We start from the raw sequence: 23,774 nt of genomic DNA, 5'->3' as shown, positions 1-23,774 counted from the left end.
CTCCTCGGGACTCGCCGCGGGCCGTGGCTCCGCGCCCCGGGGGTGAGCCGCGGCCGATGCCCCGGCCGTCCGCCCGCCGGGCTTCGATCGGCGGAATGACGGCGAAGCAGCGGCACCCGGGGTGGCCGGCCGCGCTCCTCCCCCGGCGCGCACCGCCGACGACCCGGCCCTCCGCGCGGCGTCTGTGCAAGGACCATTCGGGCCCGCTCCCCACCGGACCCCGCCGCCGCCACCCGCGTACCCTAAGCCGTATGTCTAATTCCACCGAGCCCATCCACGGATCACCGCCCAGTGAGGACACGCCCTTCGAGGCTCCTCCCGGAGAGGCCCCCGCGAAGGCTGCGCTGGACAGGCCGGTCCTCTTCGTCTCGCTCTCGATCGTCATCCTGCTGATGCTCGTGGCCGTGCTCTTCCCGACGGCGTTCTCGGACATCACCACCTCCGTGCTGAACGGACTCGTGGCGAACTTCGGCTGGGCCTTCGTGCTCACGGCCACCGGCTTCGTGGTCTTCGCGCTCTTCCTCGCCTTCAGCAGGTACGGGCGCATCCCCCTCGGCAAGGACGGCGAAAAGCCGGAGTACTCCAGGGCGTCCTGGATCGCGATGATGTTCAGCGCCGGCATGGGCATCGGCCTCATGTTCTACGGCGTCACCGAGCCCATCTCCCACTACCTCACCCCTCCTGTCGACGGCATCGCGCCGGGAACGCCGGAAGCGGCCCGGCAGGCCATGAACTACACCCTGTTCCACTGGGCCATCCACCCGTGGGCCATCTACGCCGTGGTCGGTCTGGCGCTCGCCTACTCGGCCTTCCGCAAGGGCCGGGGAACCGGTTTCAGCGGCGCCTTCACGGCCCTCTTCCGCGGCCGTCCCACGCCCAAGGCCCTGCGCGCCATCGACGTCTTCGCGATCTTCGCGACCCTCTTCGGCTCGGCCACGTCCCTCGGGCTCGGCGTGCTGCAGATCAACGGCGGCCTCACGGAGGTCTTCGGTGTGGGCAGCAGCCTGCCCCTGCAGATCACCCTCATCGCGGTTCTCACCGTCTGCTTCATCATCTCCGCGGTCAGCGGCGTCAGCCGCGGCATCAAGTGGCTCTCGAACGGCAACATGGTCCTGGCGCTGGCGCTGCTGTTCTTCCTGTTCGTCGTCGGCCCCACGGTCTTCATCCTCGAACTCATCCCGGCGTCGGGCGGCAACTACCTCATCGGCCTGCCGCAGATGGCGTCCCGTACCGGCGCTTTCGGCGGCCACGCATGGCTGGCGGCATGGACCATCTTCTACTGGGCGTGGTGGGTGTCCTGGACGCCCTTCGTCGGTTCGTTCCTCGCGAAGATCTCGAGGGGTCGCACCATCCGAGAGTTCATCATCGGCGTCGTCGCCGTCCCCAGCGTCATCAGCGTCCTCTGGTTCGGCGTGTGGGGCGGATCGGCCCTCAACCTGCAGGACAACGGCGTGGACATCGCCGCGGCGAACGCGGAGAGCCAGGAATCGGCGATGTTCGCGCTCCTCGCGGAGTATCCGCTGGCGTCGGTGACGTCCATCCTCGTGGTCGTCCTCGTGGCCGTGTTCTTCATCTCGGGTGCCGACGCCTCCTCGATCGTGCTCGGCTCGCTGTCCTCGTTCGGCGCAGCCGTCCCGCGCAAATGGCTCACCATCCTGTGGGGCGCACTGACCGGAGGAGTGGCCGCCGTCCTGCTGTCCGTGGGCAGCCTCGAGGCCCTGCAGACGCTGACCATCATCGCCGCCGCCCCGTTCCTCCTCGTGATGATCGGGCTCTGCGTGGCGCTCATGATGGACCTGTCGAAGGACCCGCTCGTGACAGGCGCGCGGCGCACCGGATCGCGCGCCGCGCGCAGGACGGTCCAGCCGAACTCCTGACGCGCCCTCAGGGTGATGTGCCGGGCGGGGAACTCCCGGGGCAGAATGGTGCGATGCGCGCTGTCTGCTTCGACGGGTTCTCCGCCCGTCCCGTCCTCCGGGACGTCCCCGAACCCGTTCCGTCCCCACGCGGCGTCGTCGTCCGCGTCGAGGCGACCGGCCTGTGCCGCAGCGACGTGCACGGCTGGCTCGGGCACGACGCCGGTATCACCCTCCCGCACGTCCCCGGCCACGAACTGGTGGGCACCATCACGGCGATGGGCGGGGAGGTGCGCCGGTTCTCCGTCGGGGACCGCGTGACGACGCCCTTCGTGTGCGCGTGCGGCGCCTGCCCCGAGTGCCTGTCCGGCAACGGCCAGGTGTGCCGCAACCAGACGCAGCCGGGCTTCACGCACTGGGGGTCGTTCGCGGACCTCGTGGCCCTGCACGACGCCGACACCAACCTCATCGCCGTGCCGGCGTCCCTCGACGCAGGGGCGGCAGCCCTGCTCGGCTGCCGGTTCGCGACGTCCTACCGCGGACTCGTGCACCAGGCGCACCTCCAGGCCGGGGAGACGCTCCTCGTGGTGGGCTGCGGCGGCGTGGGACTGAGCGCCGTGATGATCGGCGCGGCACTCGGCGCGCAGGTGATCGCCGTGGACGTCGACGACGCGGCGCTGGCGCGCGCAGCGCGGTTCGGTGCGGCCCGGACGCTCGACTCGACCGGGCTGTCACGGACGGAGGCCCTCGCGGCCGTGCGCGAGGCCGCACCGTCGTCGGGCATCGACGTGTCCGTGGATGCGCTGGGACGCGAGGAGACCGCCGCCCTGGGGATCCTCTCCCTGCGGCCCCGCGGACGGCATGTGCAGATCGGCCTGTTCCCCTCGGACCCGGTGGTGCCCATGGCCGCGGTCATCGGCGGGGAGCTCTCCGTCCTGGGCAGTCACGGCATGCCGGCCCGGGACTACCCCGGGCTGCTGGACCTCGTGACCACCGGCCGCCTCCGTCCGCAGGACCTCATCGAGCGGACCATCTCCCTCGCGGAGGTGCCGGACGCCCTCGTGGCCATGGCCGGTGACCGCTCGGCGGGCGGGATCACCGTCATCGACACGGGCTCATGACGCCGCGGCGCCGAGATCGAGCACGAAGCGGTAGCGCACGTCGTTGCGGCGCAGCCGGTCCAGCGCCTCGTCGATCCTGCCCACCGGAAGCACCTCGACGTCGGCGGTGATGCCGTGCTCGCCGCAGAAGTCGAGCAGGTCCTGCGTGGCCGCGGTGCCGCCGCTGCCCGCCGATGCAAGGCTCTTCCGCCCGATCAGCAGGGCCATCGGATCGAAGTCCAGGCGATCGGCGATCCCCAGGACGCACAGCGTGCCATCCATGGACAGCACACGGAGGTAGGGCGTCAGGTCGTGGGGCGCCGACGCCGTGTCCAGCACGAGGTCGTAGGAGTCGGTCCGCGCAGCCATCGCAGCGGCGTCGGTGGAGAGCACGACGTCACCGGCTCCGAGCGCGTACGCGGCGTCGGCCTTGGCGGGGGACGTGGTGAAGACGGCGACGTGCGCGCCGAGCGCCTTGGCGAGCTTGACCGCGAGGTGCCCGAGGCCGCCGACGCCCACGACGCCCACGGTGCTGCCCGGACCCACCTGCCAGCGCCGCAGTGGTTCCCACACCGTGATCCCCGCACACATGAGCGGGGCGACGGCCGCGGCATCGAGCCCCGGTGGCACGGAATAGGCGAAGTCCTCGCGGACCACGTACTCCCCTGACCACCCGCCCTGCGTCCGGCTGCCGTCGTGCCGGTCGCGACCACCGTAGGTGAGGGTCGGGAAGTCGTGGCAGTAGTTCTCCTGGTGCGCCCGGCAGGCTGCACAGCGACCGCAGGAATCCACGATGTTGCCGACGGCGACGCGGTCACCGACGGCGAAGCGCGTGGCGGCGGAGCCCACGGCCGCCACCCTGCCGGTGAACTCGTGGCCGGGGACGAGCCGGTCCTCACCCTGCGCCGCCGACGCGATCGCGTCGAGGTCGCTGTGGCAGACACCGCAGTAGTCGATCGCCACGCGGATGTCGTCGGGACGCAGGTCCCTCCGCTCGAAGTCCCACGGAGTGACGCCGTCCGACCCCTGGTGCGATGCGAGACCACTGACCTGCCGCATGGGTGCTCCTCTACTTTTCCAACTGCCTGGTTACTTTCGGCCCAGACTACTCCCGTGCGGAAGAAAAAGAAACCAACCGGTTGGAATATGCTGGAGGGATGGGAAACAGCGACGCGACCAAGAAGCGGATCCTCGAGGCTGCCACCGAGGAATTCGCGCACTACGGCATAGCCGGAGCGCGCATCGACCGCATCGCCCGCCTGGCACAGGCCAACAAGGCGCAGCTGTACGCCTACTTCGGCAACAAGGAGCAACTGTTCAGCGCGGTGCTGAGCGAGCGACTCCGTGCGATCGTGGACGCCGTCCCCATCGACGGCGAGGACCTGCCCGGCTATGCGGTGCGCCTGTACGACGACTACCTGGCGCATCCCCTCGTCGTGAAGCTCGCCGTCTGGACCCGGCTCGAGCGCGCCCCCTTCGGCGGGCTCGGACCCGAGATCGGCACGCTCGACCAGGCGAAGTTCGCATCGATCGCCGCGGCCCAGGCGAAGGGTCTCGTGGACCCGGGGATCCCACCCGCCGAGCTGTTCTCCCTGGTGATCGCGCTGTCCATGGCGTGGTCGCCGGTGAGCACCACCGTCGCCGCCTCTCCCGACGACGACGAGGAACAGCACGAGCGCCGCCGGCACCTGATCTCGCTCGCCGTCCGACGCCTCATCACGCCCGACGCATAGCGCCCGGGCTTCCGGTTGGAGGTCGCGCGTGGTGATACTGGGTCATGAATGCTCCCTCCCCCGCCGTGGACGCCGTCCTCGAGCAGCCCGACCACCCGCTCGCCCACGGGAAGCGGGGCCGCTTCGAGGAGCTCGTGCCCGCCGGGCAGCGGACGTAGGTGGCCGGCATGGAGACCGCGGCGAATTCCGTCACCCTCCGGTTCCTCGCCTCCCCCACCGACCTCGGACACAGCGGCTCGGTGGACGCCGGCACCGTCCTCGAATGGGTGGACAAGGCCGCCTACGCCGCCGCCGTCGGCTGGGCGAAGACCTACTGCGTCACCGCGTACGTGGGGAACATCCACTTCGCCGACCCGGTGGCGGTCGGCGACCTGGTGGAGGTCGAGGCCACGATCGTGCACACCGGGACGTCCTCGATGCACATCCGCACGGTGGTCTCGTCCGGTTCCGTGTCGGGCGACGACGGCGGGCAGCGCAGCGAGTGCCTCGTGATCTTCGTCGCGGTCGGGCCCGACGGCAAGCCCGTGCCCGTCCCCGCCTTCGAGCCCCGCACGGACGCCGAGCGGCTGGACAGCGACCATGCCGTCGCGCGCATCGAGGTACGGAAGGCGATCGTCGAGGAGATGCGCCGCCAGGAGTACACGGAGGCCGGCACCGCGGAGCGCACGGTCCTCCGGTTCCTCGCAGCACCCACCGACGTCAACTGGGGCGGGAAGGTCCACGGCGGCACCGTCATGGACTGGATCGACGAGGCCGCCTACGTCTGCTCCACGCGCTACTGCGGACTGGACACCGTGGCCGTCTTCTCCGGCGGTGTCCGGTTCCTCAAGCCCCTGCGGATCGGCGACGTCGTCGAGGTGGAGGCGCGCCTGGTCTACACCGGGCACAAGGGGATGCACGTCGCGGTCCACGTGCGGTCCGGCAGCCCGAGGTCGCGGGAGATGGCGCTCACCACCACCTGCCTCACGGTCATGGTGGCGCGCGACGACGAGGGCACGGCCGTGCCCGTGCATGTCTGGGTGCCGCGTTCGGACGAGGACCGCCGGCTGCACGAGCACGCCCGGAACCTGCTGCTGATCCGCAGCCGGGCGCCCGGGAGCATCCTGCCCACGCACCTGCGGCAGGATCCGGGCGCCGAGCCCGGTGTCAGCCGATCGTCGCGGACCGCGCCGGGACGCTGAGCGTCTTGCCGTAGGCCGTCACGGAGCGCGTGACGGTCGTGGTGTTGACTGCGACGACGCTGCCGTTGGACAGCCGTACCACGGTGACGCCGGAGTACTTCAGCGGTGCGGCGGTGGCGTAGGCGCCCGATGTGACGGCCTTCGTGAGGGCCGTGACCTGTGTGTCGGCCGCGGTGACCGACGCCGTGGTGACCGTCTCGAAGTTCGAGTCGTCGTCCCAGGCGTTGTCCTGGCAGGTGGACTCGGCCTGCGAGAGGGTCACGGTCATCGGGCGGGCGGCCGCGGTGCGGGTCTGGAGCAGGTGCCCGAGCGTCATGCGGTGGTCGAGCGTCCGCCGGGTCTTCCCTGCCGAGACCACGGCCGCCCTCGTCCCGAAGCCGTCTCGCAGGCACGGGGCCGAGCTGCCGATGTCCTTGCCCTGGCCGTACGCGGTCGTGGGCAGTTCGCGCAGCGGCACCGAGTAGTCGTGCTCCACCACCGGCATGCCGGCCGCGGTGATGGCCTGGTACGCCGTGCTCGCCTGCTCGAGGTCGACCAGCGGCAGCGGACGGCCCGTGCCGTTGGCCACCACATGCTCCCGGAGCGCGAAGTCGACGGTGCGCGTGGCGGCCAGTTCCTTGGCGAGGTTCACCTGGTTGCTCCATGCCGGGTAGACGCCGAGGTTCACGGCGACGGGGATGTCGCGGCCCATCGTGCGGGTCAGGGTGGCGTCGAACCGTTTGACCGCGGCGATCAGCGCGCGGCCGTAGGCGTCGTCGTCGGCCCAGGGGCCCCATTGCCCGACGTCGACCATGTCCTGGCCGTGGGAGGGGGACATCGAGGCGTCGTCGAGGAAGAAGCCGTCGAACCGGGCGGGAGCCGCGTTCGTCGTCCCGCGCTGGGCGTCGGTGTTCAGGATCTTGCGCGCCGTGGCCGCGCAGGCGTCGGCGTAGGCCGGCGACAGGTTCGCCACCGTCAGGTACGGGAAGTCCGGGTAGCCGGCGAAGCCGTCCTCGCTCCGTGCCACCTTCGTGTTGGAGGTGGTGACGGCGAACTGGCGGCCCGCCGCCGTCGCGGTGTCCGCGCACGAGTTCTGGAAGACACCGTTCCAGGACTCGAAGTCCCTCATGGCGCCGATGTTCAGGTAGGCGAGGAAGGTGGTTCCCGGGTTGGCGGCCTTCATGTCGGAAAGGGTGCAGTCCCCGGGGGCGTCCGTCGTGGCCATCATGGGATCGACGATCGCCACGGAGACCTTGCCCGTGAGTGCGGCCCCGGGGCAGAGCAACTGGCCCTGCCGGTAGCCCTGCAGGTACGCGGGCAGCTGCTGCCCGGAACTCGTGGTCAGGCTGCCGGCACTCGCGGGCGTGGCGAGCGAGCAGACGGCGAAGACGGCAGCGAGTGCCGCGGAAACGAAGGTTGCCCCAGCGGCATTCAGTTTCATACCCACATGATCGGCGAGCCGGCGACCGCCGGACAGGCGGAAAGCCCTACTGGACGCAATCCTGAGGAGAACCTGCCGAAAGGACCGCCCGTCAGTGCGCGGGGCTGCCCGTCATCGTGCGGGACGCCGGAAGAGGACCCCTCGGTGCGGCTGGAGCACGACCGAACGTGGCGCGGGTCGGCCCTCGGAGTCGACGAGACCCGCCGGTATCCGCACCTTGCGGCGCCGCCTGCCGTCCCGGTTGAAGTTCACCGCTGCGAAGCCACCCTCGAACTCGCGCCACCAGGCGTGGTTCCTGCCCTGCGGTCCGGTCCGTGGAGCGCCGAGCTGCCAGTCGAGTTCGGGAGCGTGCTGGATGCGGCTGTAGTCGTCGTGGGCCGTGGCGGAGTAGGCTCCGCGGCCCTCCCCGAAGATCCAGAACGCGGAGAGGCCGTAGGTGAAATTGGGGTGGCGGTCGTCGCCGTCGGTGGGGACCCGGAGGATGGACAGCCCCGGTCCGGCCGCCTGTGGAAGCTGCGCCTCGGCGGTGACCGGATCGAACAGGTGCACGGGACTGTAGCCGAGCCAGACCTCCTCGAAGCCTCCGCCATACGCGGCATGGGAGGCCCAGCGCCCGGCCTCACGGCGCGACTCGGCGATGTTCGGCACGAGGATCTTCCCCACCCCGTTCAACGCCGTCCCTGCGGCGCTCACTAGCTCACCCAGCGCGGACCGGATCGCGAGCATGTCCGCAGCGCCTTCGATCGGCAGCTGGAGGCCGTAGTAGTCCTCGAACACGTCGTTGTCCGCCATCACGCCGTCGAACGGTGAATCGCGGAGCTCCTCGACCACGTTGTCCACCCAGCGGCGCTGGTACGCGGAGTCCCACACACGCATCTGCCAGTGGCCCGGATACCGCTCCCACTCGATGCGTGAGCCGTCGAGCCGCGTGGCGAACCAGCCGCCGTCCTCCTCCGCCTCGGCGAAGGAGACGCCCGAGGTGTAGACCGGGCCGGGCTCGTAGCTGCGCACCGAGGACAGGCACTTGTAGCAGAGCACCGTCATGTCGGGGCGGAGCCGTTTGAGCTCCTCGGCCGCCGTCCTTTCCCACGGCTGGAGGATCGCCACCCTGTAGTGCTCCGCCGCGAACTCGAGTTGCCCGGGCAGGATCGGCTCGCCGTACCGGATCCACGCACCGACCCCGGTCATGAGCCTGCCCTGCTGAGGTCCGCGAGATCCGCCGGCGTCAGGTTGCGCATGTCCGTGATGTCCCCGACGGTCCGGTAGATCTCGTTGTAGGAGGACATGATCTCGTGCATCTGGAAGAACTCCTGGACGCGGATGCGCGCGTTGTCCGCGTACTCGCCGTAGAGCGCGGTGTCGCCGATCACCGTCCGGATGCTGTCCGCCATCTGCTGCACGTCACCGGCGTTCACCAGTTCACCGCAGGCACCGACGGACCGGCCGTCCCCGGTCCGGAGCTGCTCGCCGATGAGCTGCCGCATCCCGCCGACGTCCGTGCCCACCGTGGGGATCCCCGCGGCCATGGCCTCGAGCACCACGATCGGCTGGCCCTCGTTGTAGCTCGGCAGCACGAGGAGGTCGAACTGGTCGAGCATGTCCCGCACGTTGACGGTCCCGTGGATGGTGACGTGGTCCTCGAGGCCGAGGCTCTTGATCTTCGCGAGGCAGGCCTCGTAGTACTCGGGCACGTGTTCCGTGGGGCCCAGGACGTCCAGGTGGAGGTTCGGGAAGCCGCCGCGGCGCAGGATATCCATGCTCGAGAGGAGGTCGAGGAGGCCCTTGATCGGCACCACGCGGGCGATGTAGACGAGCTTCCAGGTGTGGGTGGCTGCATTCTGGACCAGGTGCTGCTGGGCGGCGAGCCGTGCCCGGTACTTCTGCTCGAACTCCTCGATGACCATGGCGTTGGGCACCACGACGGACTTGTCGATGTCGGTCCCGAGGCGTGCCGCCTCCGTGATGGCCGTGGGGTAGAGGTAGGTGATGAGGCTGGCACTCGGGTAGCAGAAGTGCCCCATCTCGGTCCACCACGCCATCCAGGCGCGCTGCTCCGGGGTGACGTCGAAGGTCCGGTAGTCCTCCGAGGTGATGGACAGCGCCATGTTGCGGTCCAGCAGGGTGTTCACGGTGTCGCGCACGTAGAGGTTGTGTTCCGTCAGCAGGAACGACGTCCCGTGGTCCCGGGCGGCCGCCGCCCCCAGGAGGGAGGCGTAGCCCGTGGTGTGTGCGTGGTAGACGCGCGCCTTCGGCATGGTCTCGCCGAGGATGGCGAAGGCGAGCGAGAGGAAGTTCCGCAGGGTCCAGAACGAGTCGGCGAGGGACAGGTCCAGCTGCGGCATCCGCACGGAGAGCGCCTCCATGAACTCCCTCGTCCCCAGCAGGGCCCACAGCGGATAGGTGCGGGTGCGAGGGTTGAAGCCCTCGTCGATCAGCTGCCAGAGCGGCTCCACCTCGCGCCCCTCGGACAGCGCGTACAGGGCGTCGAACAGGCGGTCCGCGAGCTCCGCGCGCTCTGCCGGCCCCATCCCGAGGTCCTTGGAGGACACCGCCATGAAGTCGTGCCGGTGCTCCTGCATGCTCAGGTAGACGGGGCGCACCCAGGCCACGTTGTCGGGCATGCCGTAGAGATCGTCCTGGGGGGAAGCCGAGTCCCACGTGATGTGGATGATGCCGTAGGTGAGGTCCGGGTTGTGCGTGACGATGTCGTGGACCACGGCCGAGACACCCCCCTTGAGGTAGGGGTAGGTGGACTCCATGACGATCGCCACGTCCACGTCCTCGTAGTGGACCTGCCCTGCAGCCAGGGCCGGAGGGATCACGGCCGGGGACTGCTCGAGTGCTGCGCGACGGGCCTTCGGGGTCTTGAACACGTACATGGCTCTTCCTTGTGGGCTGGGCTGGTGGAGGGAGGCGTGGCGGGGACGGTTACCAGGACGTGGCGTGGCGCCAGAACAGCGTGTACTCGGGCTGGGCCCAGTGCCGCTTGTACAGCACCCAGGCGACGGCGACGAGCACGAGGTCCGCCACCACGAGCGCACCGTACGCGAGGGCCGCGCCGGCGGCGCTCTGCGTCGCCCCGACCAGCAGGAAGGCTCCCACGCAGAGTGCCAGGTGGATGCCGCCCAGGACCTGCGGAAGGACCTTCTCGCCGATGTAGTCCAGTTCGTAGCTGAGGAGCGTCAGGATCATGAACGCCCAGGATGCGACTCCGACGGTGACGGCCAGGAGCACGCTCACGGGCTGGATGCCCTCGAGGAGCAGCGAGATGACGAGCGTGAGCACCATGCCGACGGCGCCCGTGCTCAGGATGGCGCGGTCCACCGTCCGGCTCAGCCGCTTGGACCTCAGGGCGAGGACGGTGAGCGGTTCCTCGGCGATGGTCCGGTGGAGGGTCGCGACGGCCTCGTCCACACGTGGAGCGAGGTTCACGAAGTAGTAGTTGTAGGCGATGACGGCGGGCAGCATCGCGAGGAAGACGATCACCACCTGGAAATCCCCGCCCGTGACGAGGAACAGGACGAACTTGTCGGCCCACAGGACGGCACCGAGTAGGAGTCCGCGGACGAGGTCCGTCGAGAAGTCGCGGGCACCGAGGCGCTGGGTGAGGCTGATGGACGCGAGTCCCCGTCCCATGGCGGCGATCTGCGTGAGCGCTCCGAGCAGCGGCGGCAGCCACCAGACGGTGGGCGCCGCGAAGAGTGCCGCGGCGTAGGCGAGCCAGGCGATGGCCCAGAGTCCGCGCCGGTCGCCGACGTTGGCGAGGATGAGGGACTGGACGAAGAGGAGGTGGAGGGCGCAGAGGGCCGCGTAGGTGGCCAGGGCCGAGAAGGACCAGCGCGTCGCGAGCCAGAGCGGGACGGCGAAGACCACCACGAGCGGCACGGCCTGGACGAACATCGCCGGCCAGGTGGTGCAGAAGCGGCGGGTGATGGCCGCCATGTCGCGTTCCGCCATCAGGTCGCCGATCGCGCGGTAGGCGGGAAGGCAGGCGGCCTGCGCGAGCCACGGGACGGTGATGGAGGAGGCCAGCACCACGAGGGTGAGCTGCACGCCACCCACCTCGACCGCGGCCATCGCCGGGCTGACGAGCGGGTACACCAGGTTCAGGAGGATGACCGGAGCCAGGTACAGCAGGAGGCCGGCGCCCGGCCGTGCCCCGCTGTCGGCCGCCACCCGGTCGCTGCCGGAGCCGGCGGCACCGGGTCGAGCGAGCAGGAGCAGGGTGACCATGACCAGCAGGACGCCGGCGGCCAGCAGGGCGTAGGACCAGCCCGCAGGGAGGATGGTGTCGGCCATCGGCACGAGGGCCGTCAGGAGGAGCGCGACGATGATGACCATCGTGCGGCGTCGGGCAAAGGAGTCCTGAAGGAGGGACTGCAGAGAGGTCATGGTTTCCCCTGGGCCGCCCGCCGCGCAGGACGGGATGACGGCCTCGTGTGAGACGTGAGTGAGACAGGTGTGAGACGGATGCGGGGCGCCTGCGTGGAGCAGTCCCGGTCGTACGCCCATCCGGACGGGATGGATGCGTCGTCGCCGGCATCACCAGCGAGCACCGTTGTCAAGCTATCGGCCGGACCGCGACTGCTTCACGAGTACGACCCACGTGACTCCCTACGCAGGCCGTGGCCGTTCGGGCACCCGGCTACGTGGAAAAGGGTCCGAAGTACTCGCAGATCACGACGGAAAACACCTGCTCGCCCGTGATGGCGCGGGGGCTGCGAAGGAACACCTCTACCGGAAGGTGACTTATTTCACTTCCGCACCGGATCGGGCTCGTTCTGGCCGGCTCGGCGTCCGTTCGCGATCCGGTACGACTCGGCGAGCAGCTCCGACAGTTCGCCGGGATCGAGGGGATCGAGGCGGACGAGGACGAGTCCCTCGTACCGTTCGTGGTGCGGATGGAGGAGGAAGATCTCCGGCGCGGTGGCGAGCAGCGCCGGGCGTTCCTCCGTCTTCACCGTCAGCACCGTGTCGTCCCACATGCGGGCGAAGAGGGCGCGTGCGAACCAGGCCGGCCGGCTCCAGCTCAGCCTCTCCGAGGTCCCGGGCAGGGCGAGGCACACGGACCGCACATCGTCTTCGCTGACCATGGACCCACCTTGGCACTGCCGGCCCATGCGGTCCAGAGTCTCGGCGGCGTCAGCCCCGGAAGAGGGCCTCGAGCAGGTCGACGGCGATCACGAGGGCGTCCTCGTCGATGTCGAACCGGCGGTGGTGGTGCGGGGCGGGATTGGACGCGCCGACGAAGATATAGGTGCCGAGTCCGCCGGACTCCTGCACCTCGCGGATGAGCAGGTGGGCGTCGTCGCTGCCGCCTCCGGAGGCGCCGCTGGGCGTGTAGGCCGTGATGGCGGGAACACCCCGGGCCGCACGCGCGACGTCGTCGAGCAGTGCGTCGTCCGGCATCGACACCGCTGCCCTGCCGTAGGCCTTCGTGGTCGCGGTCACGCCGTACATGCCGGCCGCGCCCTGCACGGCGGCTTCGGCGCGGCGGTCGAGGTCGTCGAGGACGGCGTTCGACGTCGAGCGGGTCTCGTAGGTGATCGTCGCAAGGGCGGGGATGATGTTGGCGCTCCCGTCCGCGTGGAAGGTGCCGACGTTGACGCGCGTGTCGGCTTCCGCGAAGCGAGGAAGACCGAGGATCGCGAGGGTGGCCTGCGCCGCGGCGGCGAGCGCGTGCCGCCCCTTCTCCGGCGAGGCTGCCGCGTGTGCCGCCTCACCCTCGAACGTGGCCCGCCACTTGGTGGTCGCCATCGCGTCCGTGACGCCGCCGACCACCGTCCCCGTGGGCAGATCTCCACCGAGGTGCACGGCGAGCATGCGGTCCACTCCGTGGGTGACGCCGGCGTCGATCATCGGCTGGGCGCCGCGGACGCCCTCCTCGGCGGGCTGGAAGAGGATCCGGACCCGTCCGGGGAAGTTCCCGTCGCGCAGGCGGTCAGCGAGTGCGATCCCGATGGCGGCGTGGCCGTCGTGGCCGCACGCGTGCATGAAGGGGGTCGTGGAGCGGTAGCCGCCGGCGACGGGCGCGTGGTCGGCGGCCGTCTCCTCGTCCACCGGCAGGGCATCGATGTCCACCCGCAGACCCCAGGTGGGGCCGTCGCGGTTCCCCTCGAGCTCCGCGATGATCGCCGTGCCGTGTTGCTGGAAGTACGCGACGTCGGCGGACGGAGCCCCGGCAGCGACCGCGCGCCGTCCCCACTCGTCCTTCTCGGTCGGGGTGGGTGGCACGGCGATGCGCCCGACGTCGATCGCCCCGGCCCCCGTGGTGGCCGGCACGCCCCTCGCCGCGAGCTCCGCCAGGATCACGGACGCCGTCCGGTACTCGAGGAAACCGGGCTCGGCGTGGGCATGGAACCGGCGGCGGAGCGCTGTGATCTTCTCGGGCTGCATGGTCCGACCCTACGCATTGTCCGCGGCGTCGACGACCCGGCACCGGGCCCGACGGTCACTGCGGCATCACGACGCGCACACGGTTCGGACACGATCGCCCGTCCCCGGCTACGGTTCGGTTGCACCCCTGTTCCGGTACGGGCGCCGGGCTCAGGATAGAGCGATCCACCCACCTACGAAGGAGTAATCATGGGTCGCTCAGCAACTCCGGCACTACTGTCCGCAGGGGCGCTGTGCCTCGCGTTCGTCCTCTCCTCCTGCGGCACTCCCGAGGCCGGCTCCGACGCCGCAGCCCCGGACACCCAGGAGGCGCAGCCCGCGTCCGACACCGGGTCCCCCGATCCCACACCGTCCGCCGAACCGTCCGTCAAACCGTCCGCCTCCCCCTCCGTCGAACCGACCGCCTCCCCCTCCGTCGAACCGACCGAGCCCGCCCTCGACGGGGACTGGACCACGTACACGACGACGGACGGGAGCCTGTCCTTCGACCACCCGGCGGACTGGACCGTCGCCGCCGTTCCGGAAGCCCCGCCCGAGGGCGTGGCGGTCGTCGTCGGCGATGCCGGCGGGCGGCAGCTCGCGACCCTGCAGACGAACCTCGTCACGGGTGCCGTGTGCCCGGCGGAACTGCCCTACGCGCTGCTCGATGCGGAGGTGCTCCCTGCCCTCGACGCGGGCCCGGGGGCGCCGCGGTTCGTGTTCGAGGGGCGCACCGATCCCGCCGTTCCCGACCCGATGGCCGCCTCCGTGCTGGCCTACGGCATCACAGCAGCGCCGGAGCCGACCGGTCCGACGGCGTGCCCGATCTCGCACTTCTTCACGTGGCCTCCGTCGGGAGCAACGTTCGGCGGTGTCTACGACCCCTTCGAGGTGCACCCCGGGCAGCCCCAGCACGTCGACACCCCGCACGCCTACATGGAGACGGAGGAGTACCAGGACATCCGGGCCATGATCACATCGCTGCGCCCTGCCGGGTAGCGGGGCCACCCCCGGCGATCACCGCCGAACGCCGCACGCCGGGGGCGGGCAGGAGGAACGCGGAGATGGCCGCCGCGATCTTCCCGCCGCCCTGGAGGGAGGGCTCGATCGGGTTGGCGTAGTCGCCGTCGTCGTCGCACACCAGCCGGAGGTCCACGACGGACACACCCCGGGCGAAGGCCGACCTCGTGATGCAGTCGTTGAAGAACGCCAGGGCCGTGCGGATCACGGCGTGGCCGGGTTCGGAGGACGGCGTGTCGTAGATCGTGCACACGGCCAGGGGCAGGCCCACCGATGCGACGGCGTCGATCATCGCTTCGTAATTCCGTGCGAAGTCATCCTGCGCCCCGGAGAAGGCGAGCAGCGCATCGGCGACACCGCGCACGGGCCGCTGCAGCAGATGCTGGTAGCCGAGGGCGTCGTTGCCACCCACGCTGACCACCAGATGGGTGGCGTCCGGCGGTAGCGAACGCAGCTGGCGCGGGACGCCGGAGGTGACGTCGCCGTCGACCGCCAGCAGGGTGGCCCTCCAGTCCTCCGGCAGGACGGCCCGCACCTGCTCGACGACGTCGGGGCCACCATCGACGTACCGCCCGTTGTCGAAGATCGAATCCCCGAGCAGCACCACGTGTGCCATGCGGCCTCCTGATAGATCGGTTGCTTCATCGTCGCCCTCGGGCCTCCGGTGCCACCACTGCGCGCGTCGGTGGCATCGAAGGGCAAGATGGAGTAGGCAGGTTCGTCAGGAAGGCAGGGCAGGCATGGGATCGACGGTCGTCGTCACCGGACCGCAGGACCTCGTGCCGATCCTGCCCCGCCTGCAGGACGGCGGGCGCGTGCTGCTGGGGATCGCCGGCCCGCCCGGAGCAGGGAAATCGACGGTCGCGACGGCGCTCGCGGCCCTCGATCCGGCACGCTCGGCGCAGGTGCCCATGGACGGGTTCCATCTCGCCGATCAGGAACTGTCGCGCCTCGGGCTGCTGGACCGGAAAGGTGCTCCGGAGACCTTCGACGCCCACGGCTACGCGGCGCTGCTGGCGAGGCTGCGTGCCCACCCGGGTCATGCGGTCTACGCACCGTCCTTCGAACGCGATCTCGAGCAGCCACTGGCCAACGCCCTGCCCGTCGCACCCTCCGCGTCGCTCGTGATCACGGAGGGCAACTACCTGCTGCTCGACGAGCCCGGCTGGCGCGAGGCACGGGACCTCCTGGACGCGGTCTGGTTCGTCGGCGTCGATCCGGACGTCCGCCGTCGCCGGCTCGTCGAACGCCACGTCCGGTTCGGCAAATCACCCCGTGCCGCCGAGGAGTGGGTGCGGCACGTGGACGAGCCGAACGCGGTCCTCGTCGACGCCTCCGGACCGCGTGCGGACCGGGTCCTCGACTGCTCGGACTGGCGGCTCCCCTCGTCCGCCCCTCGTCCACCCCTCGTCCGCCCCTAGTCCGCCAGGAACCAGTCGCGCGCCGGGTTCTCCACGCCCGGAGGGGTGCGGTGCACGCCCTGCTGCGCCACCCAGTCGACGCCGTTGGCGAGCACCCGCTGGATCTGCGGATGGTGGTAGACGGGGTACTCCTGGTCGCCGGGGCTGAAATAGAAGATCCGGCCCTTGCCCCGCGAGAACGTGACGCCCGAGCGGAACACCTCACCGCCCTCGAAGGAGCTGATGAAGATCAGGTCGTCGGGTTCGGGGATGTCGAAGAGCTCCCCGTACATCTCCTGCTCCGGGATGACGATGGGGCTGTCGACGCCGGCGGCGATGGGATGCGAGGGCTTGACCGTCCACACCAGCTCGCGTTCGCCGTCGTTGCGCCACATGAGCGAGCAGGTGGTGCCGAGCAGGCGCGTGAGGATCTTCGAGAAGTGTCCCGAGTGCAGCACCACCAGTCCCATGCCGCCCAGCACGTGGCGGTGCACCCGCTCGACGACGTCGTCGGACACGTCGCCGTGGGCGATGTGCCCCCACCACAGCAGCACGTCGGTGCCCGCGAGGCGCTCCTCGGTGAGGCCGTGGTCGGGATCGGCGAGGGTCGCCGTCGTGATGTCCGAACCCGGGAAGTAGCGGGCGAGGGAGTCTGCAATCGCTCCGTGGATGCCCCGGGGATACATCTCGCCGATGGTCGCGGGTTCGTTCCGAGCCTCGTGGACGCCCTCGTTCCAGACGACGATCGTGGGTTTGCCGTCGAAGGTCACGTCGGGCGCCATATCGGGCGCCATACCGTTCGCCGTGTCGTTCGCCATCAGAGCTGGACCTCCCGGTGCTGGGCTGCGGAGACGTAGCAGGCGTCGATGACCCGGGCGCGGCTGAGGGCCAGGGAGCCGTCGTGCCGGCCCCACTCGGACTCGCCCGCGCGGATCGCGGCGAGGAAATCGTCGATCACGCCCTGATGGCCCAGCGACGGTCCGACGTCGGGCTCGTAGTCGCCGCGCTCGGAATAGACGTGGAGGGACTCGACGGCGTCCTCCGGTCCCCCGACCCGGCTCAGCTCGGCGCCTCCGTCGGTCCCGTAGAGCCGGAAGTCCAGGAGGTCGTCCGCATGGCGGTAGGCCGCCCAGCCGGCCTCGACGAGGAGCGTCGCACCGCCGTCGAGCCGGAGGAAGGCCGAGGCGAAGTCCTCCACCTCGAAGGCCGATCCCGCTCCCTGCGCGCCGTAGGCCCCACCGCCCCGGCCCTGCGGCCCGAGCTCCGAGTAGGTCGAGGCCGAGACGGAGAGGACCGCCGGTTCGCCCAGCAGGTGCAGTGCGTAGTCGAGCACATGGACGCCGATGTCCGCGAGCGGCCCCCCGCCCGCCATCTCCCGGTTGGTGAACCAGCTGCCGAGCGAGGGGATGCCGGAGCGGCGCAGCCACGACGCCTTGGCGTAGTAGGGCCGGCCGAGCTCGCCGTCGTCGATGATGCGCTTGAGCGCCGTGATGTCACCGCGGCGGCGGTGGTTGAAGGCGACGTCGAGCACGCGTCCGGCCTTCCGCGCGGCGTCGACCATCAGCTGGCCCTCGTCGCCGTTGCGGGCGATCGGCTTCTCGCTCAGGACGTGGAGTCCGCGGTCCAGGGCGGCGACGGTGATCGGCGCGTGGAGGAACGTGGGCACGGCGACGCTCACGGCGTCGAGCCCGTCGAGGGCGAGCAGGTCCTCCCACCGGGCGACGGCGTGCGGGATCCCGTACTCTTCCGCCAGTTCGGCGAGGAGATCCGGCTCCATGCCGGCCAGGCCGAGGATCTCGACGTCCTCGCTGTTCGCGTAGGCCCGGAGGTGCTGGCGTCCGGCCCAGCCGATGCCCACCACGCCGACCCTCAGGCGGGGCCGGCCGGTCGTCGTGGGCGCGTCGCCCGCCTTCTCGTGGCTCGCGTGCTCGTCCAAGGATGCGATCCTTCGCTGTCGGGTCCGGCGGCTGCGGTACGAGCCCCTCCAGCAGTCCTACCGCCTCGCCGAGGCTCCTGTCCACGTGCTTCCGGATCCGGTCCGCCAGGAGCACGAAACCTCCGGCCGGGTAACCCGTGCGGCGCGCCCGGGAAGTCTTTGCCCATCCGCCTCGTTACCGCCTGTAGACGCACCGAAAAGGTGCACGAACAGGAGGACACATGACCATCGTCATCACCGGAGCCACGGGACACCTGGGCCGCCGAGTCGTCGAGCAGCTGCTGGCACGCGGGGTGGACCCGTCCACCGTCGTCGCGGGAGGCCGCAACGAGGCAGCCCTGGCCGAGCTCGCCACGCACGGCGTCCGCACGGCGCGCGTGGACTACGCCGACCCGTCGACGCTCGACGTCGCCTTCGCGGGCGCGGAGAAGATCCTCCTCATCTCCGGCAACGAGGTGGGCCGGCGCTCCGTGCAGCACAAGGCCGTGATCGACGCCGCCCGCAAGGTGGATGCCGAACTGGTCTACACGAGCGCACCGAAGGCCTCGACGTCGGACCTCGTCCTGGCGCCCGAACACAAGGCCACCGAGGGGCTGCTCGAAGGCTCCGGGCTGACCTACACCGTGCTGCGCAACAACTGGTACACCGAGAACTACGACGACACGATCCGCCAGGCCGCCTCGACCGGGACCATCCTCACGAGCGCCGGCAGCGGCAGGATCGCCAGCGCGACGCGGGGGGACTACGCGGAGGCGGCCGCCGTCGTGCTGCTGTCCGATCAGTACACCGGTGAGATCCTCGAACTCGGCGGTGACGAGCCCTGGAACGCCGACGAACTCGCCGCCACCGTCTCGGAGCTCGCCGGCACTCCCGTCACCGTGAACAACGTGTCCACCGACGAGCACGTCGCCGCCCTCACGGGCCTGGGGGTCGACGAGGGCTCGGCCGGCTTCGCCGCGGCACTCGACGCGAACATCGCCGCCGGGCTGCTCGCCGACAGCGACGGCACCCTGTCGCGCATCATCGGCCGCCCGACCACGCCGCTGAAGCAGTACGTCGGGGAGCTGCTGGGCGCGTAGCGCGTCGACCGCCGCCGCGGCGTCGTGCCGGGTTTCGTAGCGCCTCGATTGCTGTCGCTGCGGCGTCGTGCACGGCTTTTGGGGGCGAAGTGCGTGTCGCGGGGCGACACGCCGCCAGATCCACCCATCGTTGTCCGAATGCCGTGCACGACGCCGCGCAGTAACGTCTCCGCCCGAGCAGGAAGGAAGGTTCCGTGCCCGACCAGGACCTCTCCGTAGGACAACTGGCTGCGCGCAGCGGCATGAGCGTCTCCGCCCTGCACTTCTACGAACGCCAGGGCCTCATCCACAGCCGCCGGACCTCGGGCAACCAGCGCCGGTACGACCGCTCCGTCCTCCGCCGGGTCGCCGTCATCGCGGCAGCCCACCGTGCCGGGATCCCGCTCTCCACCGTGGCGACGGCGTTCGCGGAACTGCCCAGGGACGGGGTGCCGGACCAGGCGGACTGGCAGCGGCTGTCCGCCGCATGGCAGCAGGAGATCGACAAGCGCATCGCCCAGCTCGAGCACCTCCGGGACAGGCTCGGAGGCTGCATCGGCTGCGGTTGCCTCTCGCTCGCGACCTGCGGATTCGTCAATCCGGACGACGCGGCCGGCTCGAAGGGCATCCGCTCGACCCTCCTCGACCCCTGAACCGCGGATTTGACCTCAACCATTGTTGAGGTCCTAGCGTGAAAGGCATGACAGCCCCCACCGGTCACGCCCTCCCCACCGCCGAGCTCTTCAAGGACGCGTTCCGGGCCCACCCTGCGGGCATCGCCGTCCTCACCGCGCAGGGCCCCGAGGGCCCGGTCGGCCTGACGGCATCCTCGGTGTCGTCCGTCTCGGCGGAACCGACCGTGCTCGCCTTCTCGGTCTCGACGGCGTCGTCGTCGGCCGCAGCCCTGGTCCAGGCGGACACCCTCGTGGTGCACCTGCTCGGCGCCGAACAACTCGGCATCGCCCGCCTCTTCGCGGCCCGGGGCGCCGACCGCTTCGGCGGAGCCGTGGACTGGCATCCCCTCCCCTCGGGCGAGCCGCTCCTGACCGACGCGCCGTGGGCCCTGCGCTGCCGCATCCTGCACCGGCTACCGGTGGGCGGCTCCATGATCCTGGCCGCCGAGGTCCTGTCCATCGAACAGGGCGCGGACGACGACATCGCGCCGCTCGTCTACCACAACCGGTCCTACCATCGCCTGGACGACCGGTCGCTGCTGGGCTGAGGCCACGGCGACTCTGCCATGATCCACGCGAGGGCCCGCCCGTCGACCCTGAACGAGCGGACCCTCGCCGCGGCCTGGCGGGCGTTCAACGGCGTCGACGAGGCACTCGAGGGCGCGGCCTGCCGGAGGAACGAAACTTTCGACTGTGACAGTTGACACACTTGCCCGGCAGCCCTACTCTCAATAATTGAAACGCTTCAAAAAGGGGCGCACACTTTCAAGGAGGAAAACGTGGCCACCATGCGGAGGAAGAACCGGATGCTGCTCCTGGGCGTAGGACTCAGCACTGCATCGCTCCTGCTGACCGCCTGCGGAGCAGGCAGCTCGGGCGACGGCGGAGGCAGCGAAGCAGGGGCGGGAGAATTCTCCTTCCTCACCAATGTCGAGAACACCACCATCCCCACCGAGCTGGAAACCCTCGCCGGCGACCAGTGCAAGACCGCCGCGGACGCGATGCCCCTCAAGGTCGACACGGTGCCCCAGACCAACCTGGACCAGCAGCTCCAGCTGCTGGCAGGGCAGGACGCCCTCCCCCTCCAGTACGCGGCCGGCAACGCTCCCGCACTGACCAAGGAGCTGGCGGCGTCCGGCAACGTCCTCGACCTGGAAGCGACCCTGACCGACCTCGGCGTTCTCGACCAGGTGGAGCCCGCAGCGATCGACACGATCAAGGCCCTGTACGGCGGCTTCAACGTCCTGCCCTACCAGTACAACGTCGAGGGCATCTGGTACAACAAGCAGCTCTTCGCGGACAACGGGATCGAGGTGCCGCAGACCTGGGACGACTTCGTCGCGGCCGCCGACACCCTCGACACCTCCGGCGTCACGCCCCTCTCCGCGTCGGGCGAGCAGGGGTGGCCGCTCACCCGCCTCATCAGCGGCTACCTGTTCAGCGACCTCGGCAAGGACGCCCTGCAGAAGGTCGCCGACGGCGAGGCGAAGCTCACCGACCCCGAGTACGTCGAGGCCGCAGCAGCCGTCGCCGACCTCGGGCAGAAGGGCTACTTCGGTGAGGGCGTCGGATCGATCGACTACGACACCGCGATCAACCAGTTCCTCAACGGTGAGGCCGGCATGCTCTACATGGGCAGCTGGGTCCTCGCGAACTTCAACGACGAGGCAGCCAACCAGATCGGCCTCGACAACATCGGCTTCATGCCGTTCCCCCGGGTCGAAGGGGGCGCCGGTATCGAGAACCAGTACGCGGCCAACGTGGGCCTGCCCATGGCCATTTCCGAGAAGGCCTACAACGAGCAGGCCGGTGAGTGGCTGAAGTGCATCACCGAGAACTACGGCAGCTCGGCTCTCGCGAACCAGGGTTCCATCTCGGGCTTCAAGGTGAACGAGGAGGTCGACGTAGACCCGCTCACCCAGACGGTGCAGCAGACCATCTCGGACACGAGCGAGAGCGTCCTCTGGTTCGAGGCCCTCTTCGGCACCCAGGCGACGACGGCGAGCCAGACCAACGCCGCGCCGCTGGTGACCGGGAGCATGAGCCCCGAGCAGTTCATGGACACGGTCCAGTCCGCCCTCAAGTAGGGCCGCCGCGTGGAGGAGGGGCCCACCCCTCCCCCACGCTTCTACCACCGCTCTCTCGCGGGCCGCAGCAAGGAGCGGTCGGCAGACGTAGACCAAAGGACCACCATGCAGTCAGTACTGGGCGACAAGAAAGCCCTCGTCATCCTCCTGGGCCCAGCGCTGCTGGTGTACTCCCTGGTGATGCTCGTCCCCATCTTCTGGTCGATGGGCTACACCTTCTTCAGCGGAAATGCGATCTCGGGATTCACCTTCGCCGGCACGGACAACCTCACGCGGCTGTTCACCGATCCCGAGGTCCGCACGGCACTCTCCTTCACGGTCCGCTACGCCGTCGTGATCACCGTGGGGCAGATCGTCATGGGCTACCTGCTCTCGCTGATGTACGTGTTCATCCTGAAGAAGTCCTCGAACATCATCCGTACGCTCGTATTCTTCCCCGTGGTCCTGCCGACCGTCGCCGTGGCCCTGCTGTTCCAGAAGATGTTCGAGATCGCCCCGCAGAACGGGCTCGTGAACAGCCTGCTCAACGGTGTGGGCATCGAATCGGTGGACTGGTTCGGCAACGCGTCGAGCGCCTTCTGGGTCATCGTCCTCATGGACATCTGGCGGTCCATGGGCTTCTACGCCGTGCTGCTGTACGCGGGCCTCGTGGACATCCCGGAGGACATGCTCGAGTCGGCGCGGCTCGACGGCGCCACCGGCTGGCGGCTCATCAGGAGCATCGTGCTCCCGCTGTCCATGCCCGTCCTGCTGTCCTCGATCATCTTCAGCATCAACGGCACCCTCAAGGTCTTCGACTCCATCGTGGCGCTGACCAACGGCGGCCCCGGGTCCTCGACCACCCCGCTGACGCTGTACATGTTCCGCACCTCCTTCGCCTTCGGCGACTACGGGTACGGCAGCTCGATCGCCCTGCTGCTGACGCTGCTGTGCCTCATCGTGACCATCTTCATCTTCCGGTCCTCGCGCCGCGACCTCACCAAGGACTGAGCCATGAGCACCCAGGTACCCGCCCGCAAGGCCCCGCTCGAGGCGATGCAGCGCCAGGAGCCGCGTCGCTCGCGCTCCCGCGCCGGCAAACGCCTCGCAAAGCTTCCCGTCCACCTGCTGATCGCCCTGCTGCTCGTCGTCGAGCTCTATCCGCTGCTGTGGCTGGTGCTCGGCTCGTTCAAGACGCAGCAGGAGTTCCTCAACGATCCGGTCTGGTCCCTGCCCGGGTCGCTGAACTTCGACAATTACATAGAGGCGTGGACCACCGGCAACATCGCAGTCTTCGTGGCGAACTCGCTCATGGCCACGCTGCCGTCGCTGGCGCTGATCATCGTGCTCGGCGTGGCCGCCGGCTTCGCCCTGGAGGTCATGGTGTGGAAGGGGCGCAACGGCGTCCTGCTGATCTTCCTGACGGGCATCATGGTGCCGGGCCAGATGATCCTGCTCCCCCTCTTCTCGGCGTACTTCAATGCGGGCCTGACCGGGACGCTGTGGCCCCTCATCATCACCTACACCGCCACCGGCCTTCCGCTCACGGTGTTCATGATGGCCACCTACTTCCGCGCCGTGCCTCGCGAGGTGTTCGAGGCCTCGACCCTGGACGGCGCGAGCATCATCCGGTCCTTTCTCTCGATCGGGTTCCCGATGGTCCGCAACGCGGTCTTCACCGTGGCGCTCGTGCAGTTCTTCTTCATCTGGAACGACCTGCTGATCGCCCTGACCTTCGCGAACAACAGCGACCTCAGCACCATCCAGGTCGGCCTGCTCAACTTCACAGGGCAGTTCGGAGCAGTGCAGTACGGTCCGCTGTTCGCCGCCATCTGCATCAACGTCTTCGGCACCCTGGCCATCTATCTCTTCCTCAACCAGCGCGTCATGAAGGGCCTGGCCGCCGGCTCCGTCAAGGGCTGACCCCTTCCCCCTCCCGCTGTGCCGCACCCGCT

23 protein-coding genes are annotated in these 23,774 nt (G+C 69.7%); 13 read left to right on the top strand and 10 right to left on the bottom strand.

Features of this window, described 5'->3' with window-relative positions; genetic code table 11:
- The first annotated feature begins 251 nt into the window (after positions 1 to 251).
- On the top strand, positions 252 to 1,877 hold the full coding sequence (locus tag ACX80U_RS13220) for a BCCT family transporter (RefSeq protein WP_459268794.1): 1,626 nt from the start codon (positions 252 to 254) through the stop codon (positions 1,875 to 1,877).
- A gap of 53 nt (positions 1,878 to 1,930) precedes the next feature.
- Positions 1,931 to 2,977 (top strand): alcohol dehydrogenase catalytic domain-containing protein, encoded by a 1,047-nt coding sequence (locus tag ACX80U_RS13215; RefSeq protein WP_459268793.1) that lies wholly within the window; start codon positions 1,931 to 1,933, stop codon positions 2,975 to 2,977.
- On the opposite strand, the gene ACX80U_RS13210 is transcribed toward ACX80U_RS13215, so the two are convergent.
- Entirely contained in the window at positions 2,972 to 4,015 is a 1,044-nt protein-coding gene (locus ACX80U_RS13210; RefSeq protein ID WP_459268792.1) for an NAD(P)-dependent alcohol dehydrogenase, read from the bottom strand. The genes ACX80U_RS13215 and ACX80U_RS13210 overlap by 6 nt on opposite strands.
- A 98-nt stretch (positions 4,016 to 4,113) precedes the next feature.
- Between ACX80U_RS13210 and ACX80U_RS13205 the strand changes: the two genes are divergently transcribed.
- Both ACX80U_RS13205 and ACX80U_RS13200 read left to right on the top strand, forming a co-directional pair.
- Positions 4,114 to 4,689, top strand: a complete 576-nt coding sequence (locus tag ACX80U_RS13205) for a TetR family transcriptional regulator (RefSeq protein WP_208739384.1) — start codon at positions 4,114 to 4,116, stop codon at positions 4,687 to 4,689.
- 167 nt (positions 4,690 to 4,856) lie between these two features.
- Positions 4,857 to 5,870: an acyl-CoA thioesterase gene (locus ACX80U_RS13200; protein WP_459268791.1), complete on the top strand. Its 1,014-nt coding sequence runs from the start codon at positions 4,857 to 4,859 to the stop codon at positions 5,868 to 5,870.
- On the opposite strand, the gene ACX80U_RS13195 is transcribed toward ACX80U_RS13200, so the two are convergent.
- From ACX80U_RS13195 to ACX80U_RS13170, 6 genes are all read right to left on the bottom strand, one after another.
- The gene (locus tag ACX80U_RS13195; protein WP_459268790.1) at positions 5,836 to 7,290 is read right to left on the bottom strand and encodes a hypothetical protein; all 1,455 of its coding nucleotides are present in this window, start codon (positions 7,288 to 7,290) and stop codon (positions 5,836 to 5,838) included. The two genes, ACX80U_RS13200 and ACX80U_RS13195, sit on opposite strands and share 35 nt — an antisense overlap.
- A 111-nt stretch (positions 7,291 to 7,401) precedes the next feature.
- On the bottom strand, positions 7,402 to 8,478 hold the full coding sequence (locus ACX80U_RS13190; protein WP_459268789.1) for a putative glycoside hydrolase: 1,077 nt from the start codon (positions 8,476 to 8,478) through the stop codon (positions 7,402 to 7,404).
- Positions 8,475 to 10,169, bottom strand: coding sequence for a GT4 family glycosyltransferase PelF (pelF, locus tag ACX80U_RS13185; RefSeq protein ID WP_459268788.1), 1,695 nt, complete (start codon positions 10,167 to 10,169; stop codon positions 8,475 to 8,477). Before pelF ends, ACX80U_RS13190 begins: the two co-directional genes overlap by 4 nt.
- A gap of 49 nt (positions 10,170 to 10,218) precedes the next feature.
- Positions 10,219 to 11,682 (bottom strand): hypothetical protein, encoded by a 1,464-nt coding sequence (locus tag ACX80U_RS13180; RefSeq protein ID WP_459268787.1) that lies wholly within the window; start codon positions 11,680 to 11,682, stop codon positions 10,219 to 10,221.
- A 362-nt stretch (positions 11,683 to 12,044) separates the two neighbouring features.
- Positions 12,045 to 12,383, bottom strand: a complete 339-nt coding sequence (locus ACX80U_RS13175; protein ID WP_459268786.1) for an MmcQ/YjbR family DNA-binding protein — start codon at positions 12,381 to 12,383, stop codon at positions 12,045 to 12,047.
- A 49-nt stretch (positions 12,384 to 12,432) separates the two neighbouring features.
- Positions 12,433 to 13,686: an amidohydrolase gene (locus tag ACX80U_RS13170; protein WP_459268785.1), complete on the bottom strand. Its 1,254-nt coding sequence runs from the start codon at positions 13,684 to 13,686 to the stop codon at positions 12,433 to 12,435.
- Between the two features lie 189 nt (positions 13,687 to 13,875).
- Here ACX80U_RS13170 and ACX80U_RS13165 point away from each other — a divergent pair, with 189 nt between their 5' ends.
- Positions 13,876 to 14,664, top strand: a complete 789-nt coding sequence (locus ACX80U_RS13165) for an RAD23 family protein (RefSeq protein ID WP_459268784.1) — start codon at positions 13,876 to 13,878, stop codon at positions 14,662 to 14,664.
- Here the strand turns inward: ACX80U_RS13165 and ACX80U_RS13160 are convergent.
- Positions 14,639 to 15,301 carry an SGNH/GDSL hydrolase family protein gene (locus ACX80U_RS13160; RefSeq protein ID WP_459268783.1) on the bottom strand — a complete coding sequence of 221 codons (663 nt, stop codon included), beginning with the start codon at positions 15,299 to 15,301 and terminating at the stop codon, positions 14,639 to 14,641. The two genes, ACX80U_RS13165 and ACX80U_RS13160, sit on opposite strands and share 26 nt — an antisense overlap.
- A gap of 124 nt (positions 15,302 to 15,425) precedes the next feature.
- Between ACX80U_RS13160 and ACX80U_RS13155 the strand changes: the two genes are divergently transcribed.
- On the top strand, positions 15,426 to 16,106 hold the full coding sequence (locus tag ACX80U_RS13155) for a nucleoside/nucleotide kinase family protein (protein WP_459268782.1): 681 nt from the start codon (positions 15,426 to 15,428) through the stop codon (positions 16,104 to 16,106).
- Here ACX80U_RS13155 and ACX80U_RS13150 read toward each other — a convergent pair.
- Positions 16,103 to 16,867 carry a ThuA domain-containing protein gene (locus ACX80U_RS13150; protein WP_133080479.1) on the bottom strand — a complete coding sequence of 255 codons (765 nt, stop codon included), beginning with the start codon at positions 16,865 to 16,867 and terminating at the stop codon, positions 16,103 to 16,105. The two genes, ACX80U_RS13155 and ACX80U_RS13150, sit on opposite strands and share 4 nt — an antisense overlap.
- A 35-nt stretch (positions 16,868 to 16,902) precedes the next feature.
- Entirely contained in the window at positions 16,903 to 18,021 is a 1,119-nt protein-coding gene (locus ACX80U_RS13145; RefSeq protein ID WP_459268781.1) for a Gfo/Idh/MocA family protein, read from the bottom strand.
- Between the two features lie 221 nt (positions 18,022 to 18,242).
- On the opposite strand from ACX80U_RS13145, the gene ACX80U_RS13140 reads away from it, so the two are divergent.
- From ACX80U_RS13140 to ACX80U_RS13110, 7 genes are all read left to right on the top strand, one after another.
- Positions 18,243 to 19,100, top strand: a complete 858-nt coding sequence (locus ACX80U_RS13140) for an SDR family oxidoreductase (RefSeq protein ID WP_459268780.1) — start codon at positions 18,243 to 18,245, stop codon at positions 19,098 to 19,100.
- 194 nt (positions 19,101 to 19,294) lie between these two features.
- Positions 19,295 to 19,732 (top strand): redox-sensitive transcriptional activator SoxR, encoded by a 438-nt coding sequence (soxR, locus tag ACX80U_RS13135; RefSeq protein WP_208739516.1) that lies wholly within the window; start codon positions 19,295 to 19,297, stop codon positions 19,730 to 19,732.
- A 47-nt stretch (positions 19,733 to 19,779) separates the two neighbouring features.
- On the top strand, positions 19,780 to 20,301 hold the full coding sequence (locus ACX80U_RS13130; RefSeq protein WP_459268779.1) for a flavin reductase family protein: 522 nt from the start codon (positions 19,780 to 19,782) through the stop codon (positions 20,299 to 20,301).
- Between the two features lie 18 nt (positions 20,302 to 20,319).
- Positions 20,320 to 20,457, top strand: a complete 138-nt coding sequence (locus ACX80U_RS13125; RefSeq protein WP_459268778.1) for a hypothetical protein — start codon at positions 20,320 to 20,322, stop codon at positions 20,455 to 20,457.
- An 84-nt stretch (positions 20,458 to 20,541) separates the two neighbouring features.
- Positions 20,542 to 21,840 (top strand): ABC transporter substrate-binding protein, encoded by a 1,299-nt coding sequence (locus ACX80U_RS13120; protein ID WP_208741813.1) that lies wholly within the window; start codon positions 20,542 to 20,544, stop codon positions 21,838 to 21,840.
- 105 nt (positions 21,841 to 21,945) lie between these two features.
- Positions 21,946 to 22,830 (top strand): carbohydrate ABC transporter permease, encoded by an 885-nt coding sequence (locus ACX80U_RS13115; protein ID WP_133080221.1) that lies wholly within the window; start codon positions 21,946 to 21,948, stop codon positions 22,828 to 22,830.
- A gap of 3 nt (positions 22,831 to 22,833) precedes the next feature.
- Positions 22,834 to 23,742 carry a carbohydrate ABC transporter permease gene (locus ACX80U_RS13110; RefSeq protein WP_133080220.1) on the top strand — a complete coding sequence of 303 codons (909 nt, stop codon included), beginning with the start codon at positions 22,834 to 22,836 and terminating at the stop codon, positions 23,740 to 23,742.
- Positions 23,743 to 23,774 lie beyond the last annotated feature (32 nt).

It is taken from the genome of Arthrobacter sp. TmT3-37, assembly GCF_054510835.1.
This window is presented reverse-complemented; position numbering and strand designations above follow the sequence as displayed.

Bases quoted from the DNA above. Each gene is read 5' to 3' on its own strand.
- ACX80U_RS13200 (WP_459268791.1), top strand. From the start codon at position 4,857: ATGGAGACCGCGGCGAATTCCGTCACCCTCCGGTTCCTCGCCTCCCCC.
- ACX80U_RS13125 (WP_459268778.1), top strand. From the start codon at position 20,320: ATGATCCACGCGAGGGCCCGCCCGTCGACCCTGAACGAGCGGACCCTC.
- ACX80U_RS13155 (WP_459268782.1), top strand. From the start codon at position 15,426: ATGGGATCGACGGTCGTCGTCACCGGACCGCAGGACCTCGTGCCGATC.
- ACX80U_RS13210 (WP_459268792.1), bottom strand. From the start codon at position 4,015: ATGCGGCAGGTCAGTGGTCTCGCATCGCACCAGGGGTCGGACGGCGTC.
- ACX80U_RS13220 (WP_459268794.1), top strand. From the start codon at position 252: ATGTCTAATTCCACCGAGCCCATCCACGGATCACCGCCCAGTGAGGAC.
- ACX80U_RS13150 (WP_133080479.1), bottom strand. From the start codon at position 16,867: ATGGCGCCCGACGTGACCTTCGACGGCAAACCCACGATCGTCGTCTGG.
- ACX80U_RS13165 (WP_459268784.1), top strand. From the start codon at position 13,876: ATGGGTCGCTCAGCAACTCCGGCACTACTGTCCGCAGGGGCGCTGTGC.
- ACX80U_RS13175 (WP_459268786.1), bottom strand. From the start codon at position 12,383: ATGGTCAGCGAAGACGATGTGCGGTCCGTGTGCCTCGCCCTGCCCGGG.
- ACX80U_RS13140 (WP_459268780.1), top strand. From the start codon at position 18,243: ATGACCATCGTCATCACCGGAGCCACGGGACACCTGGGCCGCCGAGTC.
- ACX80U_RS13110 (WP_133080220.1), top strand. From the start codon at position 22,834: ATGAGCACCCAGGTACCCGCCCGCAAGGCCCCGCTCGAGGCGATGCAG.
- ACX80U_RS13120 (WP_208741813.1), top strand. From the start codon at position 20,542: ATGCGGAGGAAGAACCGGATGCTGCTCCTGGGCGTAGGACTCAGCACT.
- ACX80U_RS13160 (WP_459268783.1), bottom strand. From the start codon at position 15,301: ATGGCACACGTGGTGCTGCTCGGGGATTCGATCTTCGACAACGGGCGG.
- ACX80U_RS13205 (WP_208739384.1), top strand. From the start codon at position 4,114: ATGGGAAACAGCGACGCGACCAAGAAGCGGATCCTCGAGGCTGCCACC.
- ACX80U_RS13195 (WP_459268790.1), bottom strand. From the start codon at position 7,290: ATGAAACTGAATGCCGCTGGGGCAACCTTCGTTTCCGCGGCACTCGCT.
- ACX80U_RS13170 (WP_459268785.1), bottom strand. From the start codon at position 13,686: ATGCAGCCCGAGAAGATCACAGCGCTCCGCCGCCGGTTCCATGCCCAC.
- ACX80U_RS13115 (WP_133080221.1), top strand. From the start codon at position 21,946: ATGCAGTCAGTACTGGGCGACAAGAAAGCCCTCGTCATCCTCCTGGGC.
- ACX80U_RS13190 (WP_459268789.1), bottom strand. From the start codon at position 8,478: ATGACCGGGGTCGGTGCGTGGATCCGGTACGGCGAGCCGATCCTGCCC.
- ACX80U_RS13180 (WP_459268787.1), bottom strand. From the start codon at position 11,682: ATGACCTCTCTGCAGTCCCTCCTTCAGGACTCCTTTGCCCGACGCCGC.
- ACX80U_RS13215 (WP_459268793.1), top strand. From the start codon at position 1,931: ATGCGCGCTGTCTGCTTCGACGGGTTCTCCGCCCGTCCCGTCCTCCGG.
- pelF (WP_459268788.1), bottom strand. From the start codon at position 10,169: ATGTACGTGTTCAAGACCCCGAAGGCCCGTCGCGCAGCACTCGAGCAG.
- ACX80U_RS13130 (WP_459268779.1), top strand. From the start codon at position 19,780: ATGACAGCCCCCACCGGTCACGCCCTCCCCACCGCCGAGCTCTTCAAG.